General features: G+C 72.3%; 22 protein-coding genes. 14 read left to right on the forward strand and 8 right to left on the reverse strand.

The annotated features are described in order from the left end of the window. Positions 1–39 precede the first annotated feature (39 nt). On the forward strand, positions 40–1,107 hold the full coding sequence (locus tag ACFPYL_RS03925; protein WP_379150544.1) for a LacI family DNA-binding transcriptional regulator: 1,068 nt from the start codon (positions 40–42) through the stop codon (positions 1,105–1,107). Here ACFPYL_RS03925 and ACFPYL_RS03930 read toward each other — a convergent pair. Then, on the reverse strand, positions 1,104–2,516 hold the full coding sequence (locus ACFPYL_RS03930; protein ID WP_379150546.1) for a 5'/3'-nucleotidase SurE: 1,413 nt from the start codon (positions 2,514–2,516) through the stop codon (positions 1,104–1,106). The two genes, ACFPYL_RS03925 and ACFPYL_RS03930, sit on opposite strands and share 4 nt — an antisense overlap. A gap of 92 nt (positions 2,517–2,608) precedes the next feature. Here ACFPYL_RS03930 and ACFPYL_RS03935 point away from each other — a divergent pair, with 92 nt between their 5' ends. Then, positions 2,609–3,496, forward strand: coding sequence for a LysR family transcriptional regulator (locus ACFPYL_RS03935; RefSeq protein WP_379150548.1), 888 nt, complete (start codon positions 2,609–2,611; stop codon positions 3,494–3,496). Here ACFPYL_RS03935 and ACFPYL_RS03940 read toward each other — a convergent pair. The 3 genes from ACFPYL_RS03940 to ACFPYL_RS03950 all read right to left on the reverse strand — a co-directional run bounded on the left by ACFPYL_RS03940 (position 3,471) and on the right by ACFPYL_RS03950 (position 5,640). After that, on the reverse strand, positions 3,471–4,058 hold the full coding sequence (locus tag ACFPYL_RS03940; RefSeq protein ID WP_379150550.1) for a class I SAM-dependent methyltransferase: 588 nt from the start codon (positions 4,056–4,058) through the stop codon (positions 3,471–3,473). The genes ACFPYL_RS03935 and ACFPYL_RS03940 overlap by 26 nt on opposite strands. Positions 4,059–4,170: 112 nt before the next feature. Then, on the reverse strand, positions 4,171–4,809 hold the full coding sequence (locus tag ACFPYL_RS03945; RefSeq protein ID WP_379150552.1) for a VOC family protein: 639 nt from the start codon (positions 4,807–4,809) through the stop codon (positions 4,171–4,173). A gap of 66 nt (positions 4,810–4,875) precedes the next feature. Beyond that, the gene (locus ACFPYL_RS03950; protein WP_379150554.1) at positions 4,876–5,640 is read right to left on the reverse strand and encodes a hypothetical protein; all 765 of its coding nucleotides are present in this window, start codon (positions 5,638–5,640) and stop codon (positions 4,876–4,878) included. Positions 5,641–5,685: 45 nt separating this feature from the next. On the opposite strand from ACFPYL_RS03950, the gene ACFPYL_RS03955 reads away from it, so the two are divergent. The 7 genes from ACFPYL_RS03955 to ACFPYL_RS03985 all read left to right on the forward strand — a co-directional run bounded on the left by ACFPYL_RS03955 (position 5,686) and on the right by ACFPYL_RS03985 (position 11,735). Next, positions 5,686–6,621 carry a Ppx/GppA phosphatase family protein gene (locus ACFPYL_RS03955; RefSeq protein WP_379150556.1) on the forward strand — a complete coding sequence of 312 codons (936 nt, stop codon included), beginning with the start codon at positions 5,686–5,688 and terminating at the stop codon, positions 6,619–6,621. Next, positions 6,618–7,412, forward strand: coding sequence for a sugar phosphate isomerase/epimerase family protein (locus ACFPYL_RS03960; RefSeq protein WP_379150558.1), 795 nt, complete (start codon positions 6,618–6,620; stop codon positions 7,410–7,412). The genes ACFPYL_RS03955 and ACFPYL_RS03960 overlap by 4 nt, the downstream gene beginning before the upstream one ends. Before the next feature lie 63 nt (positions 7,413–7,475). Continuing rightward, the gene (locus ACFPYL_RS03965; protein WP_379150560.1) at positions 7,476–8,411 is read left to right on the forward strand and encodes a proline dehydrogenase family protein; all 936 of its coding nucleotides are present in this window, start codon (positions 7,476–7,478) and stop codon (positions 8,409–8,411) included. Between the two features lie 10 nt (positions 8,412–8,421). Then, positions 8,422–9,225 carry a pyrroline-5-carboxylate reductase gene (proC, locus tag ACFPYL_RS03970; RefSeq protein ID WP_379150562.1) on the forward strand — a complete coding sequence of 268 codons (804 nt, stop codon included), beginning with the start codon at positions 8,422–8,424 and terminating at the stop codon, positions 9,223–9,225. Between the two features lie 169 nt (positions 9,226–9,394). Then, positions 9,395–9,901 (forward strand): SigE family RNA polymerase sigma factor, encoded by a 507-nt coding sequence (locus tag ACFPYL_RS03975; protein ID WP_379150564.1) that lies wholly within the window; start codon positions 9,395–9,397, stop codon positions 9,899–9,901. Then, positions 9,898–11,157 carry a hypothetical protein gene (locus ACFPYL_RS03980; RefSeq protein WP_379150566.1) on the forward strand — a complete coding sequence of 420 codons (1,260 nt, stop codon included), beginning with the start codon at positions 9,898–9,900 and terminating at the stop codon, positions 11,155–11,157. The genes ACFPYL_RS03975 and ACFPYL_RS03980 overlap by 4 nt, the downstream gene beginning before the upstream one ends. Before the next feature lie 20 nt (positions 11,158–11,177). Then, a complete protein-coding gene (locus tag ACFPYL_RS03985; protein ID WP_379150568.1) occupies positions 11,178–11,735 on the forward strand; it encodes a TerD family protein in 558 nt (185 codons plus the stop codon). Here ACFPYL_RS03985 and ACFPYL_RS03990 read toward each other — a convergent pair. From ACFPYL_RS03990 to trpS, 4 genes are read right to left on the reverse strand one after another with little or no spacing between them, the layout of a single operon-like run. Next, positions 11,689–12,027, reverse strand: coding sequence for a hypothetical protein (locus ACFPYL_RS03990; RefSeq protein ID WP_379150570.1), 339 nt, complete (start codon positions 12,025–12,027; stop codon positions 11,689–11,691). The two genes, ACFPYL_RS03985 and ACFPYL_RS03990, sit on opposite strands and share 47 nt — an antisense overlap. Next, entirely contained in the window at positions 12,024–12,683 is a 660-nt protein-coding gene (locus ACFPYL_RS03995) for a TetR/AcrR family transcriptional regulator (RefSeq protein ID WP_379150572.1), read from the reverse strand. Before ACFPYL_RS03995 ends, ACFPYL_RS03990 begins: the two co-directional genes overlap by 4 nt. Then, entirely contained in the window at positions 12,680–12,964 is a 285-nt protein-coding gene (locus ACFPYL_RS04000; RefSeq protein WP_379150574.1) for a hypothetical protein, read from the reverse strand. Before ACFPYL_RS04000 ends, ACFPYL_RS03995 begins: the two co-directional genes overlap by 4 nt. 39 nt (positions 12,965–13,003) lie before the next feature. After that, positions 13,004–13,951, reverse strand: coding sequence for a tryptophan--tRNA ligase (gene trpS, locus ACFPYL_RS04005; RefSeq protein WP_379150576.1), 948 nt, complete (start codon positions 13,949–13,951; stop codon positions 13,004–13,006). 171 nt (positions 13,952–14,122) lie between these two features. Here trpS and ACFPYL_RS04010 point away from each other — a divergent pair, with 171 nt between their 5' ends. From ACFPYL_RS04010 to ACFPYL_RS04030, 5 genes are all read left to right on the forward strand, one after another. Continuing rightward, a complete protein-coding gene (locus tag ACFPYL_RS04010) occupies positions 14,123–15,322 on the forward strand; it encodes an acetoin utilization protein AcuC (protein WP_379150578.1) in 1,200 nt (399 codons plus the stop codon). Between the two features lie 166 nt (positions 15,323–15,488). Then, a complete protein-coding gene (locus tag ACFPYL_RS04015) occupies positions 15,489–15,692 on the forward strand; it encodes a helix-turn-helix domain-containing protein (protein ID WP_379150580.1) in 204 nt (67 codons plus the stop codon). A gap of 155 nt (positions 15,693–15,847) precedes the next feature. Next, complete coding sequence (locus ACFPYL_RS04020) at positions 15,848–15,949, forward strand: 30S ribosomal protein bS22 (RefSeq protein ID WP_008356322.1); 102 nt, start codon at positions 15,848–15,850, stop codon at positions 15,947–15,949. Between the two features lie 21 nt (positions 15,950–15,970). After that, on the forward strand, positions 15,971–17,023 hold the full coding sequence (locus ACFPYL_RS04025; RefSeq protein WP_379150582.1) for an NAD-dependent epimerase/dehydratase family protein: 1,053 nt from the start codon (positions 15,971–15,973) through the stop codon (positions 17,021–17,023). Further along, the gene (locus ACFPYL_RS04030; RefSeq protein WP_379150584.1) at positions 17,016–18,170 is read left to right on the forward strand and encodes a lysophospholipid acyltransferase family protein; all 1,155 of its coding nucleotides are present in this window, start codon (positions 17,016–17,018) and stop codon (positions 18,168–18,170) included. Before ACFPYL_RS04025 ends, ACFPYL_RS04030 begins: the two co-directional genes overlap by 8 nt. Positions 18,171–18,193 lie beyond the last annotated feature (23 nt).

An 18,193-nucleotide genomic window follows, 5' to 3' on the forward strand; every position in this document is an offset into this window, starting at 1 on the left:
ACGATCAAGCGGTCACCGCGTCAGGTCGAGGAGGTGCGGGTGCCCCAGAGCTCCGAGCACGCCGTCGGTCGGGTCCAGGCCCGGCCCCCGCTGTCGGTGACCCCGCCGACCCTCGCCGACGTCGCCGAGCGCGCCGGCGTCTCACGCCAGACGGTGTCCAACGCGATCAACAACCCGGACCTGCTGCGTCCCGACACCCTGACCCGGGTCCAGGAGTCGATCGACGCCCTCGGCTACTCACCCAACCGCGCGGCGCGCAACCTGCGCACCCGCGCCTCGCACCTGATCGGGATGCGCATCGGTCCGGCCCAGGAGGGCACCGCGAACGCGACGATGGACCGCTTCGTGCACTCCCTCGTCGAGACCTCGCGCGAGGCCGGCTACCACGTGCTCCTCTTCGCGGGTGCGGGCAGCAGCACCAACCCGCTGGCGGGGTACGACGACCTGCTCCGCTCGACCGCGGTCGACGCCTTCGTCGTCACCGACACCTACCTCGGCAACCCGCAGGCGACCTGGCTCGAGGAGCGGCGCGCGCCGTTCGTCGCGTTCGGACGGCCGTGGGACAACCCTCAGGCTCGACACTCCTGGGTCGACGTCGACGGGGCCGCCGGCACCGAGCTGGCCACCCAGCACCTGCTCGACAAGGGTCACCACCGGATCGCCTGGATCGGGTGGCGCAAGGACTCCCGCATCAGCGAGGACCGGCGGTCGGGCTGGACCCGCGCCATGCACGCCCGGGGACTGCCGACCACCGGGCTGGCCTCCCGGGTCGAGGACACCGTCGCGTCCGGCCGCGAGGCCAGCGCCCACCTCCTCGACAGCGCCCAGCCCTCGGCCTTCGTCTGCGCCTCCGACACCCTGGCGATGGGGGTGCTCCACACGCTGCGCGACCGCGGGCTGCGCGCCGGCGAGCACGTCGCGGTCGTCGGCTTCGACGACTCCCAGGTCGCCCAGGTCGTCCCGCCCGGCCTGACCTCCGTGCGCCAGCCGCTCGAGCAGGTCGCCGTGGAGGTCGTCACCGCTCTCGAGGGGCTGCTCGCGCACCCGCCAGTCGTCGGCACCGGCGTGATGCTGGTGCCGACGCTGGCGGTGCGCGGGTCCAGCTAGCCCACCCGGACCTTCACCGTCGTCGCCGACGCGGCGAGGTCGTCGGTGCCGGCGTACGCCGCGCGCACCGTGACGGTCCCCGACAGCGAGGCCCTGCGCAGCGCCTTCCTGGTGGGCGCGATCGTGACCCGGCCCGTGAACCGGCAGTCGGCGCCGACCTTGACCGACCTGGTGCCGGCCACGGCGACCTTGCCGCGCACGCCGGTCGCGCGGACCTTGCCGGCGGCCGTCACCCTCACCCGTCCCGCGCACTCCTCGTCCGCACCGAGCACCCGGCCGCTGACGACGGTGGAGTACGGCCGCGTCCGGTCACGTGCGGGCTTGGCGGCCGCTCGCAGCGACGTGGCCGTCGGGGCCGCGGTGCCGTCGAGCTCGCCGACCAGGTCGTCGGCGTCCGGCAGCGTCCAGTCTCCGTCGAGCTGGGTGACCGAGATGTTGTTGGCCTTCAGGGCCGTGGTGTCGGCGTCGGCGCGGGTCTCCTCGGCCGTGCTGCCGATGCCGAGCTGGTAGGTGCCGCCCTCCTTCGTCACGTCGCCCGAGTAGGACATCCCGAGGAGGTCGGACGTGCCCGCGACCGTGTTCACGGGCTTGCCGAGCTGCTCGCCGGCACCGATGAACGGGTAGTTGACGTTCAGCAGCAGCGACGGCGTGAGCCGGTCCGCGCCGACCAGCTGCTGGAGCAGCTGCACGGCGTACGCCGAGGTCTGGGCGAACGGCACGTTCGGGAGGTCGGCGAGGCTCAGCGCCACCTCGGCGCTGAGCGCGACGGCGGGCACGCCGTTCTCGGCGGCGGTGACGGCCGCACCGACGGTGCCGGAGTGGTTGAGCGTGGCGCCGACGTTCTGGCCGAAGTTCACGCCCGAGAGCACGACGTCCGGACCGGTGGGCCAGTACGTCGCGGCGAAGCGGCGCAGCGCGACGTAGACCGCGTCGGACGGCGACGCCGAGGTGGAGCCGGAGTCGCAGGGAGCCGCGGCCTGGCAGACGCCGAACACGGCACCCTGCGCCGACGCGCCGGCGCAGTCCTCGGCGTACGCCGACGGCGGGGCGACCGCCTGCACCGTCAGCGGCACGGGCGAGAAGCCGGGGACCGTCATCCGGCCGCCCGCGCCGCTCTGCTGGCGCCACGGCGCGACCACGAGCACGTCGGCGCCGGCCGCGCAGAGGGCCTTGCGCAGCTCGTAGATCCCCTTGCCGTCGGTGCCGTACGTCGTGTCCGCGGCGCGGGCGCTGTCGTCGTTGGTGAGCAGCACCTTCAGCCCGGCGATCGAGGCCGGCGTCGGCGCGGTCCGGCGCGTCGGGGCCTCCGAGCCCTGGGACGTGGTCGCGACGACCAGGGTCGTGACGGTGGCGAGCGAGACGGCGGCGGCGACGAACGTCGCGCGCAGCGCTCTGCGGGTGGGTTGCATGGGTCCTCCTCGGGTCTGGGGTGACCCCCGTTACATTCGGGCGCAGCCCAGGAGCGGTCCAATGCCCGTTCGGTCTGGATCGGAGGAGCGGCGTGAACATCCAGCAGCTGCGCTACGTCGTCGAGACGGCCGACCGCGGCAGCATGACCGCGGCGGCGACGGAGCTCTTCGTCGCGCAGCCGGCGCTGAGCCGCGCGATCCGTCAGCTCGAGCGCGAGCTCGACGTGACGATCTTCCGCAGGGCCGGCCGCGGCATCGCGCTGACCTCCCAGGGCGATGCCTTCGTCGCGCGCGCCCGGCGGGTCCTGCGCAGCATCGACGCCTTGCGCCGGCTGTCCGACCCGGGCAGCCGCGACGTACCGCTCGTCATCGCGGCCTCACCGACCCTCCAGGCCTCCCTCGCACTGCCCCTCCTCGAGTCGCTCCGTGACCAGGGGGTCGCGCCGCCGGCGAGGCTGGTCGGCTGCAGCGGCAGCAACGAGGTGCACGCGATGGTGCGGGAGAGGCGCGCCGACCTCGGACTCTGCGACCAGGACGTCCCGACCGACCTCGAGGTCGTCTCGCTGGGCGCAGCCGAGGTCGTGCTGGTCTCCCCGAGCGGGCTGGACCTGCCCGACCCGATCACGGTCGCTCAGCTGGCCGACGTGCCCCTCGTGCTGCCGACGGCGGGGTCCGACCGCCGCGCCGCGCTCGACTGGTTCTTCGAGGCCGTCGACGTCACCCCGAGCGTCTCGGTGGAGAGCGACGAGCGCAACGTGTGGCTCGAGAGCGTCCGGCGCGGACTCGCGTCGTGCATCTGGCACAGCGTCGAGAACCTGCGCATCCTCGGGCCGGACGTCGTCGTCCGCAGCTTCGAGCCGCCCCTGCACCAGCACCTGACGGCGGTGCACCGCAGTGACGACCACGCGCCCGGCAAGGTGCACCTGGTCGACGCGTTGCGCGAGCTCGCCGAGCTCAGAACCCCCGCCACCACAGGTTGACGGCGTAGTCGACCTCGGTGCCCTCGTGCTCGGCCAGCACGGCCTCGGCGACCGCGGCGTTGAGCTCGATGCGCACCACCGACTCCAGGTCGGCGCGCGACGCGAACGACCACCGCATCTCGACCGGCACCCGGGTCCAGCCGCGCGTCGACCAGAACCGCTCGACGGCGACGGGGTCGACGTCCGGGTAGCCGCGCCGGAACCACGAGCCGAAGGTCGACCGGGTCGGGTCGTTGTCGATGACGAACGCCGTGCCGCCACGACGTACGACGCGGTCGAGCTCGGCGAGGCCGGGCTCGCACCCCGGGCCGAAGAAGTAGGCCCAGCGCGCGTGCACCACGTCGACGGACGCGTCCGGCACCGGGAGCGCCTGGGCCGTGCCGGCGAGGACGCTGACGTTCGCGAGCCGCCGCGTGCGACGTCGCGCCAGCGACACCAGGTCGCCGTGCGGCTCCACGCCGACCACCGAGGCGGCCGTCGCGGCGAGCCACGGCAGGTGGAATCCGGTGCCGCAGCCGATGTCGAGCACCGCGCGCCCGTCCCACGACGCGACCGACCGCATCGCCGCCTCGATCGCACCGTCGGGGTCGACGGCGCGGTTCTCGGTCTCGTACGTCGCGGTGTGGTTCCAGATGTTGGGGCTCGGGCGAGCCCCGGGGGAGACGCTCAGGGCGTCAGATCCGGACGAGTCCGTTGGGCGTCTGGAACTGCGCGGCCAGGATGCCGGGGGTGCCGTTGGGGGCGACCCACTCGACCTTCACGTCCTCCAGCGGCGCCTCGACGGGCTCGCCGAGCCACTCGCTGACGCGCAGCGGGTCGCCCGCGATCTCCAAGCAGGCAAGGGAGAAGTCGCCGTCGGCGCCCGTGCTCGGGTGCATCTCGGCGGGGCTCTCCCACTGGATGAAGAAGGGCAGCTGCGGGTCGGCCATCAGGCCGCTGACGCCGATCTGCTCCCAGCGCAGCTCGGCGCCGTCGGGACGGTGCCGGCTGCCGGTGACGGCCTCGCGGCCCAGCCGGGCCTCGACCGTGGTGATGTCCTTGACCGCGACGACCCAGCCGAGCCAGCCGCCGCCGAGGGCGGAGCGGGCGCGGACGGCCTGGCCGAACGGCGCCTTGTCGGACGCCGGGTGGTCGAGCACCTCGACGATCTCGAGGTAGGTGTCACCGGCGAGCGGCAGGATCATGTTGCGGGTGCCGAAGCGGGGGTGCACACCGCCGTCGACGAAGTCCTTGCCGAGCAGTCCCCCGAGTCGCTGGGCGGTGCTGGCGAGGCCATCAGGTCCTGCGGCGAAAGAGAGATGGTCCAAGCGCATGCAGAGATTCTGAGCGCCCGTCCGACGACGGTGGACACCGGGGTCGGGGTTTCTTGACGTCGAGAGTTACCGCGGATCGGCGGGATGCAGTGCCAGAGCCGATCGCGAGCGGACGTGCGCGTCGCAGTGCCGCACCAGCTCGTCGTACGCCGGCCTGCCCATCAGCGCGGTCAGCTCGGCCTCGTGGGTGAGGTACACGGGCTCGGGGGCGACGTGCGCCTCGGTGTTGCCGGAGCAGTACCAGTCGAGGTCGTGGCCGCCGGGACCCCAGCCGCGTCGGTCGTACTCGCCGATCGAGACCTCGGTGTACGACGTGCCGTCCTGGCGGTCGACGGTGCGGAAGGTGCGCCGGATCGGCAGCTGCCAGCAGACGTCGGGCTTGGTCTCGACGGGGTTCTTCTCGAGCACGAACGCCAGTGCGTGCAGGGCGCAGCCCGCTCCGAGCTCGAAGTCCTTGCGGTTGTGGAAGACGCACGCCTGCTGCCCGTCGACGACCGTGGTGAGCGTCTTGCGCTCGCCGTCCTCGTCGACCTCGACCCAGTCCTTCTTCTTGACCGCGCGGCCCTGCGGCTTCTGCTGCCAGAGCTTCTCGTCGAGCATGTCGACGTACGCCGCGACCCGCTTCTCGTCGGCCTTGTCGGCGAAGTGCGCGCCGAGGGTGCAGCAGCCGACGTCGGGGGCGTCGGCATAGATGCCGCAGCAGCCCTCGCCGAAGATGCACTTGTAGCTCGACGTGAGCCAGGTCAGGTCGCAGCGCATCACCTCCGACGCGTCGCCGGGGTTCACGAACTCGACGTACGCGCGGGGAAAGACCAGGTCGACTTCGGGCACGGACGCAACCCTACGGGGCGGGACCTCCCTAGTAGCGTGGGAGCCATGCGTCTGGGCGTCCTCGACATCGGGTCCAACACCGGACACCTGCTGGTGGTCGACGCCCACCGGGGTGCGGCGCCGCTGCCGGCCTTCTCCTACAAGGAGCCGCTGCGGCTCGCGGAGCACCTCGACGAGACCGGAGCCGTGTCCCAGAAGGGGATCGACGCCCTGGCCGCCTTCACCTCCCAGGCCCAGCAGGTCGCGGAGGAGAAGGGCTGCGAGGACATGCTGGCGTTCGCGACGTCCGCGGTCCGCGACGCCGTCAACAGCGATGCCGTCCTCGCCGAGATCGACGAGCGCACCGGCCTGCCGATCGAGGTGCTCTCCGGCGACGACGAGGCGCGGCTGACGTTCCTCGCCGTACGCCGCTGGCTCGGCTGGTCGGCCGGGCACCTGTGGGTCTTCGACATCGGCGGCGGCTCGCTCGAGATGGCCGGTGGTGCCGACGAGGAGCCCGAGGTCGCCTGGTCGCTGCCGCTGGGTGCGGCCCGGCTGGCGCGCCAGCACTTCGACGTGGACCGACCCGACGAGGACGCCGTCCGCGCGCTGCGCAAGCAGATCCGCGCCGACATCGCCCGCGACGCCGGCCGGATGCTGCGCCACGGTGCGCCCGACCACGCGGCGGCGACGTCCAAGACCTTCCGCTCGCTGGCCCGGATCTGCGGCGCGGCCCCGTCCGCCGAGGGGCCGCTGGTGCCGCGCTCGCTGCCGGTGAGCGAGCTGTCCGAGTGGATCCCCAAGCTGGTGGCGATGAACCGCGACGAGCTGGCCCACCTGCCGGGCGTCTCGGCCAGCCGGGCGCACCAGATCGTCCCGGGCGCCCTCGTCGCGGAGGCCGTGATGGACATCTTCGAGCTGCCCGCCCTCGAGATCTGCCCGTGGGCGCTGCGCGAGGGTGTGATCCTCGAACGCCTCGACCAGATCGGCGGCCTGGCATGAGCAGCCTGCCGAGGATCGGGCTCTCGACGGTCTCCGTCTACCCGGAGTCGTCGGCCCACGCCTTCTCCTACGCGGCGTCGCTGGGCTACGACACGATCGAGGTGATGGTCGGGATCGACGCCCTGAGCCAGCAGACCTCGGCGATCAAGCAGCTCTCCGACCACCACGACATCCCGGTCTCCGCCGTGCATGCGCCGTGCCTGCTCTTCACCCAGCGGGTCTGGGGCACCGAGCCGTGGGGCAAGCTCGAGCGCTCGGCCGAGATGGCGCACGCCGTCGGCGCCGAGGTGGTCGTCGTGCACCCGCCGTTCCGCTGGCAGAAGTCCTACGCCCGTGAGTTCGTCGACGGGATCGCCGCACTGGAGGCCTCGACCGGTCTGGCCTTCGCCGTCGAGAACATGTACCCGTGGCGGGCCTCCGGTCGGAAGGCCGAGATGTACCTGCCCGGCTGGGACCCGTCCACGGAGTCCTACGCCAACACCACGATCGACCTGTCGCACGCCGCCATCGCGCACGACGACGTGGTCGCGATGGCCACCCGGCTCGGCGACCGGCTGCGGCACATCCACCTCACCGACGGCACCGGCTCGGCCAAGGACGAGCACCTGGTGCCGGGGCGCGGCTCGATGGGGGCCGACGTCTTCCTCCGCCACCTCGCGACGACCGGCTTCTCGGGCGAGGTGGTGCTCGAGATCAACACCCGCAAGTGCGTCGACCGCGCCGAGCGCGAGCGCGACCTGCGCGAGTCGCTGGAGTTCGCCCGCGAGCACCTGGCGGTCGGTACGCCGTGAGTGCGCCGGCCGCCGTACCGCCTGAAATCGGCATCCGAGCGTCCCCGTCGTAGCCTGAGTGGCATGTCGCTCCTCCGTCAGCCCCTGCTGCTGCTCGCCCGCAGCCAGCAGGTCAAGAAGCTCGTCAGCACCATGCCCGTCTCGGCCGGGATCGTCCGCAGCTACGTGCCCGGTGAGACCACCGCGGCCGCCGCCGACGCCACGGCCGGGCTCTCCGAGGACGGGCTCCTGGTGACGCTCGACTTCCTCGGTGAGGACACGCTGGACGCGGAGCAGGCCGACGCGACGGTGACGGCGTACCTCGACCTGCTCCAGCAGCTCTCGGCGCGCGGCCTGACCCGCGGCGCCGAGGTGTCGGTGAAGCTGAGCGCGATCGGGCAGTTCCTGCCCGAGGTCGGCCACAAGGTCGCCCTGGAGAACGCGCGCACCATCTGCCGCGCCGCCCGCAACGCCGGCACCACGGTCACCCTCGACATGGAGGACCACACCACCACCGACTCGACGCTCGGCATCCTGCGCGAGCTGCGCAAGGACTTCCCCGAGACCGGCGCCGTGCTGCAGGCGATGCTGCACCGCACCGAGGCCGACTGCAAGGCGCTGGCCCACGAGGGCTCGCGCGTCCGGCTCTGCAAGGGCGCCTACCTCGAGCCCGAGGACGTCGCCTTCCAGGACCGGCTCGAGATCGACAAGTCCTACGTGCGCTGCCTCAAGGTGCTGCTCGCCGGCGAGGGCTACCCGATGATCGCGACCCACGACCCGCGCATGGTCGAGATCGCCGGCTCCCTCGCGAGCCGCTTCGGCCGCGCGCCGGGGACCTACGAGTTCCAGATGCTCTACGGCATCCGCCCGGAGGAGCAGCGCCGGCTGGCGGGCAAGGGCGAGCGGATGCGCGTCTACGTCCCCTACGGCACCGAGTGGTACGGCTACCTGATGAGAAGGCTCGCCGAGCGTCCGCAGAACCTGTCATTCTTCGTCCGCTCGCTGATCTCCAAGAAGTAAGGACGAGCCCGTGCCCCAGACCGCCATCCTCGGCGCCGGAGTCATGGGCGAGACCCTGCTCTCCGGCCTGGTCCGCGCCGGCCGGCGCGTCGACAACCTGCTGGTCGGCGAGAAGCGCCCGGAGCGCGCCCGCGAGCTCGAGGAGCGGTACGGCGTCGCCGTGGTCGGCAACCGCGAGGCGGCCGAGAAGTCCGAGACCGTCGCGCTCGTCGTGAAGCCGCAGGACATGGGCGACGTGCTCGACGAGATCGCGCCCGTGCTGCGGCCCGGTCAGCTGCTGGTCTCCCTGGCGGCCGGCATCACCACGGCGTTCATCGAGTCGCGGGTGCCCGAGGGCGTCGCCGTCGTCCGGGTCATGCCCAACACCCCGGCCCTGGTCGACGAGGGCATGGCGGCCATCTCGCCCGGCAGCCACTGCTCCGACGAGCACCTCGCCGAGGCCGAGGCGCTGATGGCCTCGGTCGGCAAGGTGCTGCGCATCCCGGAGCGCCAGCAGGACGCCGTCACGGCGATCTCCGGCAGCGGGCCGGCGTACATCTTCTTCGTGGTCGAGTCGATGATCGAGGCCGGGGTGCACCTCGGGCTGCCGCGCTCGACCGCCACCGACCTCGTCGTCCAGACGGTCGTGGGCTCCGCCAAGATGCTCCGCGAGACCGGCACCCACCCGACGGTGCTCCGCGAGCAGGTCACCTCGCCCGCCGGCACCACCGCGGCCGCGCTGCGCGAGCTCGAGATCCACAAGGTCCGTGCCGCGTTCCTCGCTGCCATGGAGGCGGCCCGCGACCGCTCGCGCGCCCTGGCCGAAGGCTCCTGACCCCGGTCGAATCGTGACTTCTGGTCACTCGAGTCCGGACTTCTGACCAGCCGAGTCGGGACCCCTGGTCAGTCAGGCGTCGGGCTCAACTGGTCAGAACTCCCGAATGGGGTGACCAGAAGTCCCGACTCGGCCGAACCGAACGGGCGCCTACCGGCATCCTCAGGGTGTGAGCACGGTGCCGGACTTCGCGAGCTTCTACGTCGCGGCGCGCCCGACGCTGCTGCGCACGACGTACGCCGTGACCGGTGACCGCCAGCTCGCCGAGGACGCCGTGCAGGTGGCCTTCGCCAAGGCGTACGCCTCCTGGGCACGCGTCCACCGGGCGGCCGACCCGACCGCCTACGTGCGCCGGATCGCGATCAACGCCGCGATCGGCCACCACCGCCGCGCCTCCTTCCGCCGCGAGACCTCCGTGGACCGGCTGCCGGAGCGTACGGCGGACCCCGGGCCGGACCTGCTCGAGCGCGACGAGGTCTGGCGGGCGGTGCGGGCGCTGCCGCCACGGCAGCGCGCGGTCGTGGTGCTGCGCTACTACGAGGACCTGAGCGAACGCCAGATCGCGGACGCCCTCGGGTGCCGCCCCGGGACCGTGAAGTCGCAGGCCGCCGCCGCGCTGACGACCCTGCGCGCCCGGCTCGGCGAGCTGGACCCGGCGGAAGGAGACCGCAGATGAGCATCGAGGAACGCCTCCGCAGCAGCCTGACCGACGGGCTCGCCGAGGTCGACCCGGGACCGGGCGACCGGTTCGCCGCCGAGCAGCTCGGCCGTCGTGTCCGACGCCGGCGGAGGATCGTCGAGGCAGCGGCCGCGGTGTCGGTCGTCGCCCTGGTCGCCGTCGCGGTCGCCGTGCCGGGGCTCAGGGGCGACCGGGACCCGAGCCCGGCCCCTGCGCCTCCTGTCGGCGGCAGCTGGCACTCCGGCGCACCCCTCCCGACGGGGCCGCGCTGGTCGCCGGTCCTGGCCTGGACGGGCGAGGAGGTGATCGCGGTCGGTGGGGGCGACGGGTCGCCGTGCCCGCCGACGGCGAGCTGCGTGAAGGCCGACACGATGGCCAGCGACGGCGCGGCGTACGACCCGCGCACCGACACCTGGCGACCGATCGCGGACGCGCCGGTCCCGGTCGGCTACTGGTTCCGCCCGGTCGTCGTCGGCCGGACGCTGGTCATCTGGGACGGCGACCGGAGCTGGCTGGCCTACTCCATCGCCGACGACACCTGGTCGACCCTGCCGTCCGCTCCGGTGCGGCTGACCGACAGCGGCGCGATCCCGGCGCTCGACGGCCGGGTCTACGTGCCGGCGAGGTCGGGCCGGGTGCAGGTGCTGGACGTCGCGCGCCGCGAGTGGTCGCAGCTGCCGGTCGACGACCAGCAGCCCCGGCTCAAGGCGTACGCCGTGCTGCCGACCGACGACGGGATCTTCGCGTGCGGCTCGGACCCCGAGACGCGCGAGGACGGCGACACTCCCCGGTTCGCCGTCGTCGACCGCTTCGACGGCGCGCGGTGGAGCGCCCGCTTCCCCAAGGCCAACTCGATCGGCAACCTGTGCGAGCACTGGACCGGCTCGCGCCTGGTCGACCTGGACATCCAGACCGCGCCCGGCCTCGACGGCGACCCGGTGTACGGCGGGCGCCTCGACCCGGAGACGGGGGAGTGGAGCCCGCTGCCCGACGCGCCCGACGTCGACGCCCCGCGCGGCGACGGGTGGTACCCGCTCGCCGCGGACGGCCCGCTGATGGCGGGCTGGGGCTACGTCTACGACGACGACGCCGAGACCTGGACCTCCTTGGGGCGGCCGCGCTCGCCCACGGACAGCCAGCAGTCGGCGGTGTGGGCGGACGGGAGGCTGGTCGTCGTCGGCGGGCTCGACGAGGCGACGGCGTACGAGGACCCCTCGGGGCTGTCGGACGAGACGTGGATCTGGACGCCCTGACCCCGAGTAGCCTCGGCCCCGTGATCGAGCTGACCAAGGGCCAGGAGCTGGCGCTGCCCGTCGACGGTGGCGCGCTGAGGATGGGGCTGGGCTGGGACAAGAACCCCAGCGCGGGTGGTTTCAGCAGCGGTGGCAACCGCGACGTCGACCTGGATGCCTCCGCCGTGCAGTTCGGCGGCGGTCAGCTCTTCGACATCGCCTTCTACAACAACACCACGACCCGCGACGGCTCGGTCGTGCACCTCGGCGACAACACCACGGGCAGCGGAGAGGGCGACGACGAGTCGATCACCGTCGACCTCGCGAAGGTGCACCGGCAGATCGACACGATCTTCCTGCTCGTCACCAGCTACCAGGGCCACTCGCTCGAGTGGGTCGCCAACGCCTACTGCCGCGTGGTCGACGACCACGGCGTCGAGCTGGCCCGGGTCACGCTGACCCTCGGCGTGCCTGAGACCGGCGTCGTGATGGCCCGGATCTCCCGCGACGGTGAGGGCTGGACCCTGCGCGCCGTCGCCGAGGGGATCGCGGTCAAGCTGCCGACCGAGTCCGGTCCGAAGCTGCGCGCCTTCCTCTGAGGCTGCGCCACGCCCACCGGAGCAGCAGCACGTTGGCGCACGCGACGACCGTCATGAGCAGCGTGAAGGTGAGGGTCACGACCCACATCGGCCCCACGTTCCACGCGCTCGCGCCGACGACGTAGATCACCGGGAGCGCCGGGACGATCGCTGGCAGGGTCAGGACGGCCGCGGCGATCTCGGCGGCCCAGTGGTCGTGGTCGGCCTCTGAGAAGGCTCGGGCGGTCAGGACGGCCACGGCCACGACGTAGGCGGCGGCCAGGAGCCGGGCGCCGCGACCCGTGGGCATCATGACCGCAGCTCCTTCATCAGGCCGACCACGTCGTCGACGACGCCGCGGACGACGGGCATCCGCGACAGCCGCACCAGACGGTCGACGATCGGGACGACCCGTCTCACGAGGGTCCGGGTGCGCTCCTGGCCGGGACTGGCGTCGTAGACCCAGTAGAGGACGGTGCCCATCTGCAGGAGCCAGAGGAGGTCCGGCAGCTCGGCGCGCAGCGTCGGCGCGAGCTTGACGTCCGAGCCGTCGAGCAGGGACGCGAAGAGCGCGATGCTCGCATCGCGGGCCGGGGTGGACTCCTCGCTGAAAGGCGACAGCGGGCTGCGCGGGTCGGCGGCGTTGCGGAAGAACTGGCCGGCGAACTCGTGGTGCGGCGCCGCCACGTCGAGCCAGGCGAGCAGCACGCCCTCGAGCCGGGTGGCGAAGGCGCGATCGCCGTCGAGCACCCGGGCCGCCGCCTCGGCGTGCTCCACCTGGAGCTGGTCGTAGAACGCCTGGACCAGGTGCTCCTTGGACCCGAAGTAGTAGTAGGCGTTGCCGACCGAGACCCCGGCCTCGGTGGCGATCGCACGCATCGTGGTCCGGTCGTAGCCGTCCTGGCGGAAGAGCCGCATCGCCGCACCCACGATCGCGCCCCGGGTCTGCTCGGCCTTGGCGGTGCTCATCCGAGGAACGCCCCTCCCGAGAGCGCGACCCAGAACCAGAGGAAGATCGCGAACGGCGGTGCTGCGCCCGCGAACGCCAGCCCGGCGGCAACCGGTCGACGCGCTGGGGACGCCACCGCGACGCAGGTGCCACCGAGCGCCAGCAGCCAGCTCAGGGCGAGCGCGAGCCTCGGCTCGATGACGCAGGCGATCACGATGAGGATGATCCCGCCCACCGCGCACGCGATCGACGTCAGGCCGTCGCCGACATCGTCCGAGTTGAACGTGTTCAATTGCTCCATGTGGCGAGAGTACGCCCATTTCTTGAACATGTTCAAGACCTAGATCCCGATCGCCGCCTCGGCGGCGGCCAGCACCGGAGCGGTCACCTCGCGGCAGCGCTCGGCACCCGTGCGGTAGACCCCGTCGACGTACGTCGGGTCCGCCGCCAGCTCGGCGTACCTCTTCTGGAGCGGCTCGAGCTCGGCGACGACCGCGTCGGTGACGCTCCGCTTGAGGGCGCCGTACGTCGTCAGGCCGTCGGCGGAGCCGCCGCACGCCGTCAGGATCTCGAGGAGATTGGTGACGCCGGGCTTGTCGGGGTCGGCGCGCACCGCATCGGTGCCCGTGTCCGAGTCGGTCACCGCCCGCGCGACCTTGCGGCGCACGACGTCGGGCGGGTCGAGCAGGAAGACCGACCCCGCGGCGTCGGCGGACTTGCTCATCTTCCGGGTCGGGTCGCTCAGGTCCATCACCCGGGCGCCGGCCGCCGGCGTGACGACGGCGGGCACGGTGAAGACGGCGCCGTACGTGTTGTTGAACCGGATCGCGAGGTCCCGGGTGAGCTCGACGTGCTGGCGCTGGTCGGCGCCGACCGGCACCTCGGTCGGCCGGTAGAGCAGGATGTCCGCGGCCATCAGCACCGGGTAGGTGTAGAGCGAGACCCGGGTCGAGTCGTTCCCCCTGCCCTTCTCCTTGAACTGGATCATCCGGTTGAGCTCGCCGGTGTACGCCGTGCACTCGAGCAGGTAGGCGAGCTGCGTGTGCGCGGGGACCCGGCTCTGCAGGAAGAGCGTCGCCCGGTCCAGTCCGGCCGCGAGCAGCAGCGTGGCCATCTCCGTCGTGCGTGCGCGCAGCAGGGCCGGGTCGTGGGTCGAGGTCATCGCGTGCAGGTCCGAGAGCCCGTAGTAGGCGTCGTCCTGCCGGGCGGCCATCGGTCGCAGCGCGCCGAGGAGGTTGCCGAGGGTGAGGTGGCCGCTCGGGGTGAGCAGCGAGAGCTGGCGGTTCATGGGTTCTCCTGGAGTGAGAGCCCACGGGCGGAGGTGCCGGCAGAAATGGCGAACGGCCGCCCGTGGGCGGCCGTCGAAGGGTGTGCTGGGAGGCGGGCCGCCGTCAGGCGGGCCACCACTGGGTGGAACGGAGCGTCAGCACCCACACACCATAGCGGTAGCGTCCGTCACATGGCCCAGTCGTCGGTGGAGTGCTCAGGGCCGGCGACGGTCGTCTTCGACCAGAGCCTGACCGAGTACGACTTCGGTCCCGAGCACCCCATGTCGCCGCTGCGCGTGGACCTGACGATGCGGCTCGCGACCGAGCTGGGCGTCGTGGGTGACCGGCTGCGCGTCGTACCTGCGCCGATGGCGTCCGACGACCTGATCGCCACCGTGCACCGTCCCGAGCTGATCGAGGCCGTCGTCCGAGCCGGTCGCGACCCGCGCGCGAACGACGGCGTCCACGGCCTCGGCACCGACGACAACCCGGTCTTCCACGACATGCACCACGCGACGGCGCACATCGTCGGCGCCAGCGTCGAGGCGTTCCGCCAGGTCTGGACCGGGGAGTCGCTGCACGCCGCCAACATCACCGGCGGCCTGCACCACGCGATGCCCGGCCGCGCGAGCGGCTTCTGCATCTACAACGACGTGGCGGTCGGCATCCAGAGCCTCCTCGACCAGGGCGCCGAGCGGGTCGCGTACGTCGACCTCGACGTCCACCACGGCGACGGCGTCGAGAAGATCTTCTGGGACGACCCGCGGGTGCTGACGATCTCCCTGCACGAGACCGGGCAGATGCTCTTCCCCGGCACCGGCTTCCCGACCGACCTCGGCGGGACGGACGCGCCCGGGTCGGCCGTGAACGTCGCGCTGCCGCCCGGCACGGGGGACGCCGGATGGCTGCGCGCCTTCCACGCCGTGGTGCCGCCGCTGCTGCGCGAGTTCAAGCCGCAGCTGCTGGTCACCCAGCACGGCTGCGACTCGCACGCGGAGGACCCGCTGGCCCACCTGATGCTCACCGTCGACGGCCAGCGCGCCGCCTACCTCGCCGTCCACGAGCTCGCCCACGAGCTGTGCGAGGGCCGCTGGGTCGCCACCGGGGGCGGCGGGTACGCCATCGTCGACGTCGTGCCGCGCGCCTGGTCGCACCTGCTGGCGATCCTCTCGGGTGCGCCGCTGGAGCCCACCCTGGACACGCCCGGCGCCTGGCGCGAGCACGTGCGCGAGCGGCTCGGCCGGGTCGCGCCGATGCGCCTCACGGACGGCCGTACGCCGGCGTACCGCGACTGGCGCGAGGGCTACGACCCCGAGACGTGGCTGGACCGGGCGATCCACGCGACCCGCATGGAGGCGTTCCCGCTGCACGGCCTCGACCCGCTCCCGTAGAACGTCGGGGACACATCCGCGCAAGCGGACACGCCGTGTCCCAATCGTTTCTTTGGTGAACCTCTTCCCCACGAGTCACATCAGGCTCTATTCTCACGGATGCGCGGCGCGTGTGATCACTGGTGGGGAAGCCGGTGGCGCGTCAGACAGAAAGTATCGGTGCACGATGGCTACCAACTCCGGAGACATCTCTGACTCGAAGTTCCTCACCGTTGCCGAGGTGGCGGCGATGATGCGGGTGTCCAAGATGACCGTCTACCGACTCGTCCACGGCGGCGAGCTGCCCGCCGTGCGGGTCGGCCGTTCGTTCCGTGTCCTCGAGGAGGACGTGGACGAGTACCTGCGCAAGAGCTTCTACAGCGCTGGCTGAACCAGGGCTGATACTCGGCACCCGAGGGTGCTGCAACAGGGCTCACCCGGTCCGGAGGGACCGGCCGATTCTGCCGGGGCACCATCCCCGGATAGGCTGGGCCGGTCCTCCGGGCTGGTCCGGGGGCAGCTGTACGGCTGTTGAAAGGTTTCCCTGTGGGTTCTGTCATCAAGAAGCGGCGCAAGCGCATGGCCAAGAAGAAGCACCGCAAGCTGCTGAAGAAGACGCGCGTCCAGCGTCGCAAGCTCGGCAAGTAGGCCGCGCGGCTCGTTCGCCGTATGGGCAGCGCCGGCAGGGTCGTCCTCGTCACCGGGGTCTCACGTGACCTCGGGCGCAAGTACGCGCGCGCTGCCGCAGCCGACCCCGACGTCGCTCGGGTCATCGGCGTCGACGCCGTGCCGCCGCGCGGCGACATCGGTGACGTCTCCTTCGTCCGCGCTGACATCCGCAACCCGGTCATCGCGAAGATCATCGTCAAGGAGGACGTCGACACCGTCGTCCACATGAGCGTGATCTCGACCCCCGGCAGCGCCGGGGGTCGTAACACGATGAAAGAGCTGAACGTCATCGGGACGATGCAGCTCCTGGCGGCGTGCCAGAAGGCCCCCGAGCTTCGTTCACTGGTCGTGAAGTCGACGACCACCGTGTACGGCGCGAGCAGCCGCGACCCCGCCATGTTCACCGAGGACATGGAGCCGCGCCGGCCACCGCGCTCGGGCTACGCCAAGGACGTCGCGGAGATCGAGGGCTACGTGCGCGGGTTCGCGCGCCGGCGCCCCGACGTCCGGGTGACGCTGCTGCGGGCGGCCAACGTGATCGGCCCGAGCGTCACCAGCCCGCTGACGTCGTACTTCCGGCTGCCGCTGATCCCCACCGTCCTCGGCCATGACGCCCGGCTCCAGTTCCTCCACGAGCGCGACCTGCTCGCCGTGCTCCGGCACGCCACGCACTCCGACATCGCGGGCACGTTCAACGTCGCCGGCGACGGCCTGCTGATGCTCTCCCAGGCGGTACGCCGCCTCCAGCGGCCCACGATCGCGCTGCCGCCGTTCGCGGTCGGCAACGTCGGCTCCGTGCTCCGCTCGGCGCGGGTCGCCGACTTCTCGCCCGAGCAGACCGCGTTCCTCACCTACGGCCGCGGCGTCGACACCACCCGGATGCGCACCCAGCTCGGCTTCGAGCCCGAGTTCACCACGGCGTCCGCGTTCGCGGACTTCGCCGAGCCGCTGCCGGTCACCGGCGGTCGCACCGGCCGGGTGCTGGACCGCCTCGCCGAGCAGCTGCCGCCGGTCGAGACCGTGCCCGCCGTCGGGGGGAGCGACCATGGGTGACGCCGAGATCATCCCGATCGGAACCCGGGGCCGTCCCGGCCGCGGCACCGGCACCCAGCCGTCCTCCGCCGCCCGTGGCCTCGCGCCGAAGACCGCCGCCCCCAAGTCGGCGACCCGGCCGGCGCCTGCCACGAAGGCGGCCGCCAAGCCGAAGCCGAAGCCCAAGCCCAAGCCGAAGGCCAAGCCCCAGCCCGACGGGCCGGCGACCGAGCCCACACGCGCGCCGACCACCACCGAGGTGCCGACGGCCAACGGGATCCCGGCCTCCGACTGGCTGGCCGCGATCCAGCACGGTGCCGCCGAGGTGTTCGGCGACGACTGGGAGCCTCAGCTCGCGCGCTTCCTGGCGTTCCTGCGCCGACGCGTCGCCGGTGACTACCGCGTCGACGAGTACGGCTTCGACCAGGAGATCACCGAGCGCTTCCTGATGGCCGTGCTGCGCCCGATCGCGCAGAAGTGGTTCCGCATCGAGGTCCGCGGGATCGAGAACATCCCGACCGACGGTGGCGCGCTGGTGGTCTCCAACCACTCCGGCACGGTGCCGGTCGACGGCCTGATGACGCTGGTGACCATCCACGACGAGACCGGCCGGTTCCTGCGCCCGCTCGGCGCCGACCTGGTGTTCAAGATGCCGTTCGTCGGCTCGATGGCGCGGCGCAGCGGCGCCACCCTCGCCTGCAACGAGGACGCCGAGCGGATGCTCAACGGCGGCGAGCTCGTCGGCGTCTGGCCCGAGGGCTTCAAGGGCATCGGCAAGCCGTACGCCGAGCGCTACAAGCTCCAGCGCTTCGGCCGCGGCGGCTTCGTCTCGGCTGCGGTGCGCACCGGCGTCCCGATCATCCCGCTGTCCGTCGTCGGCGCCGAGGAGATCTACCCCCTCGTCGGCAACCTGCCGTCGCTGGCGCGGCTCCTCGGGGTGCCCTACATCCCGATCACGCCGTTCTTCCCGCTGCTCGGCCCGCTCGGCCTGGTCCCGCTGCCCTCGAAGTGGCTGCTCGAGTTCGGCGAGCCGATCCGCACCGACGAGTTCGACGCCGGTGCCGCCGACGACCCGATGCTGGTCTTCAACGTCACCGACCAGGTGCGCGAGACCATCCAGCAGACGCTCTACTCGCTGCTGATGCAGCGGCAGTCGGTCTTCAGGTAGGAGCCCGCGTCGTCCGCGGATCC

The organism is Nocardioides hankookensis (genome assembly GCF_042658885.1).
Classification (GTDB): Bacteria; Actinomycetota; Actinomycetes; order Propionibacteriales; family Nocardioidaceae; genus Nocardioides; species Nocardioides hankookensis.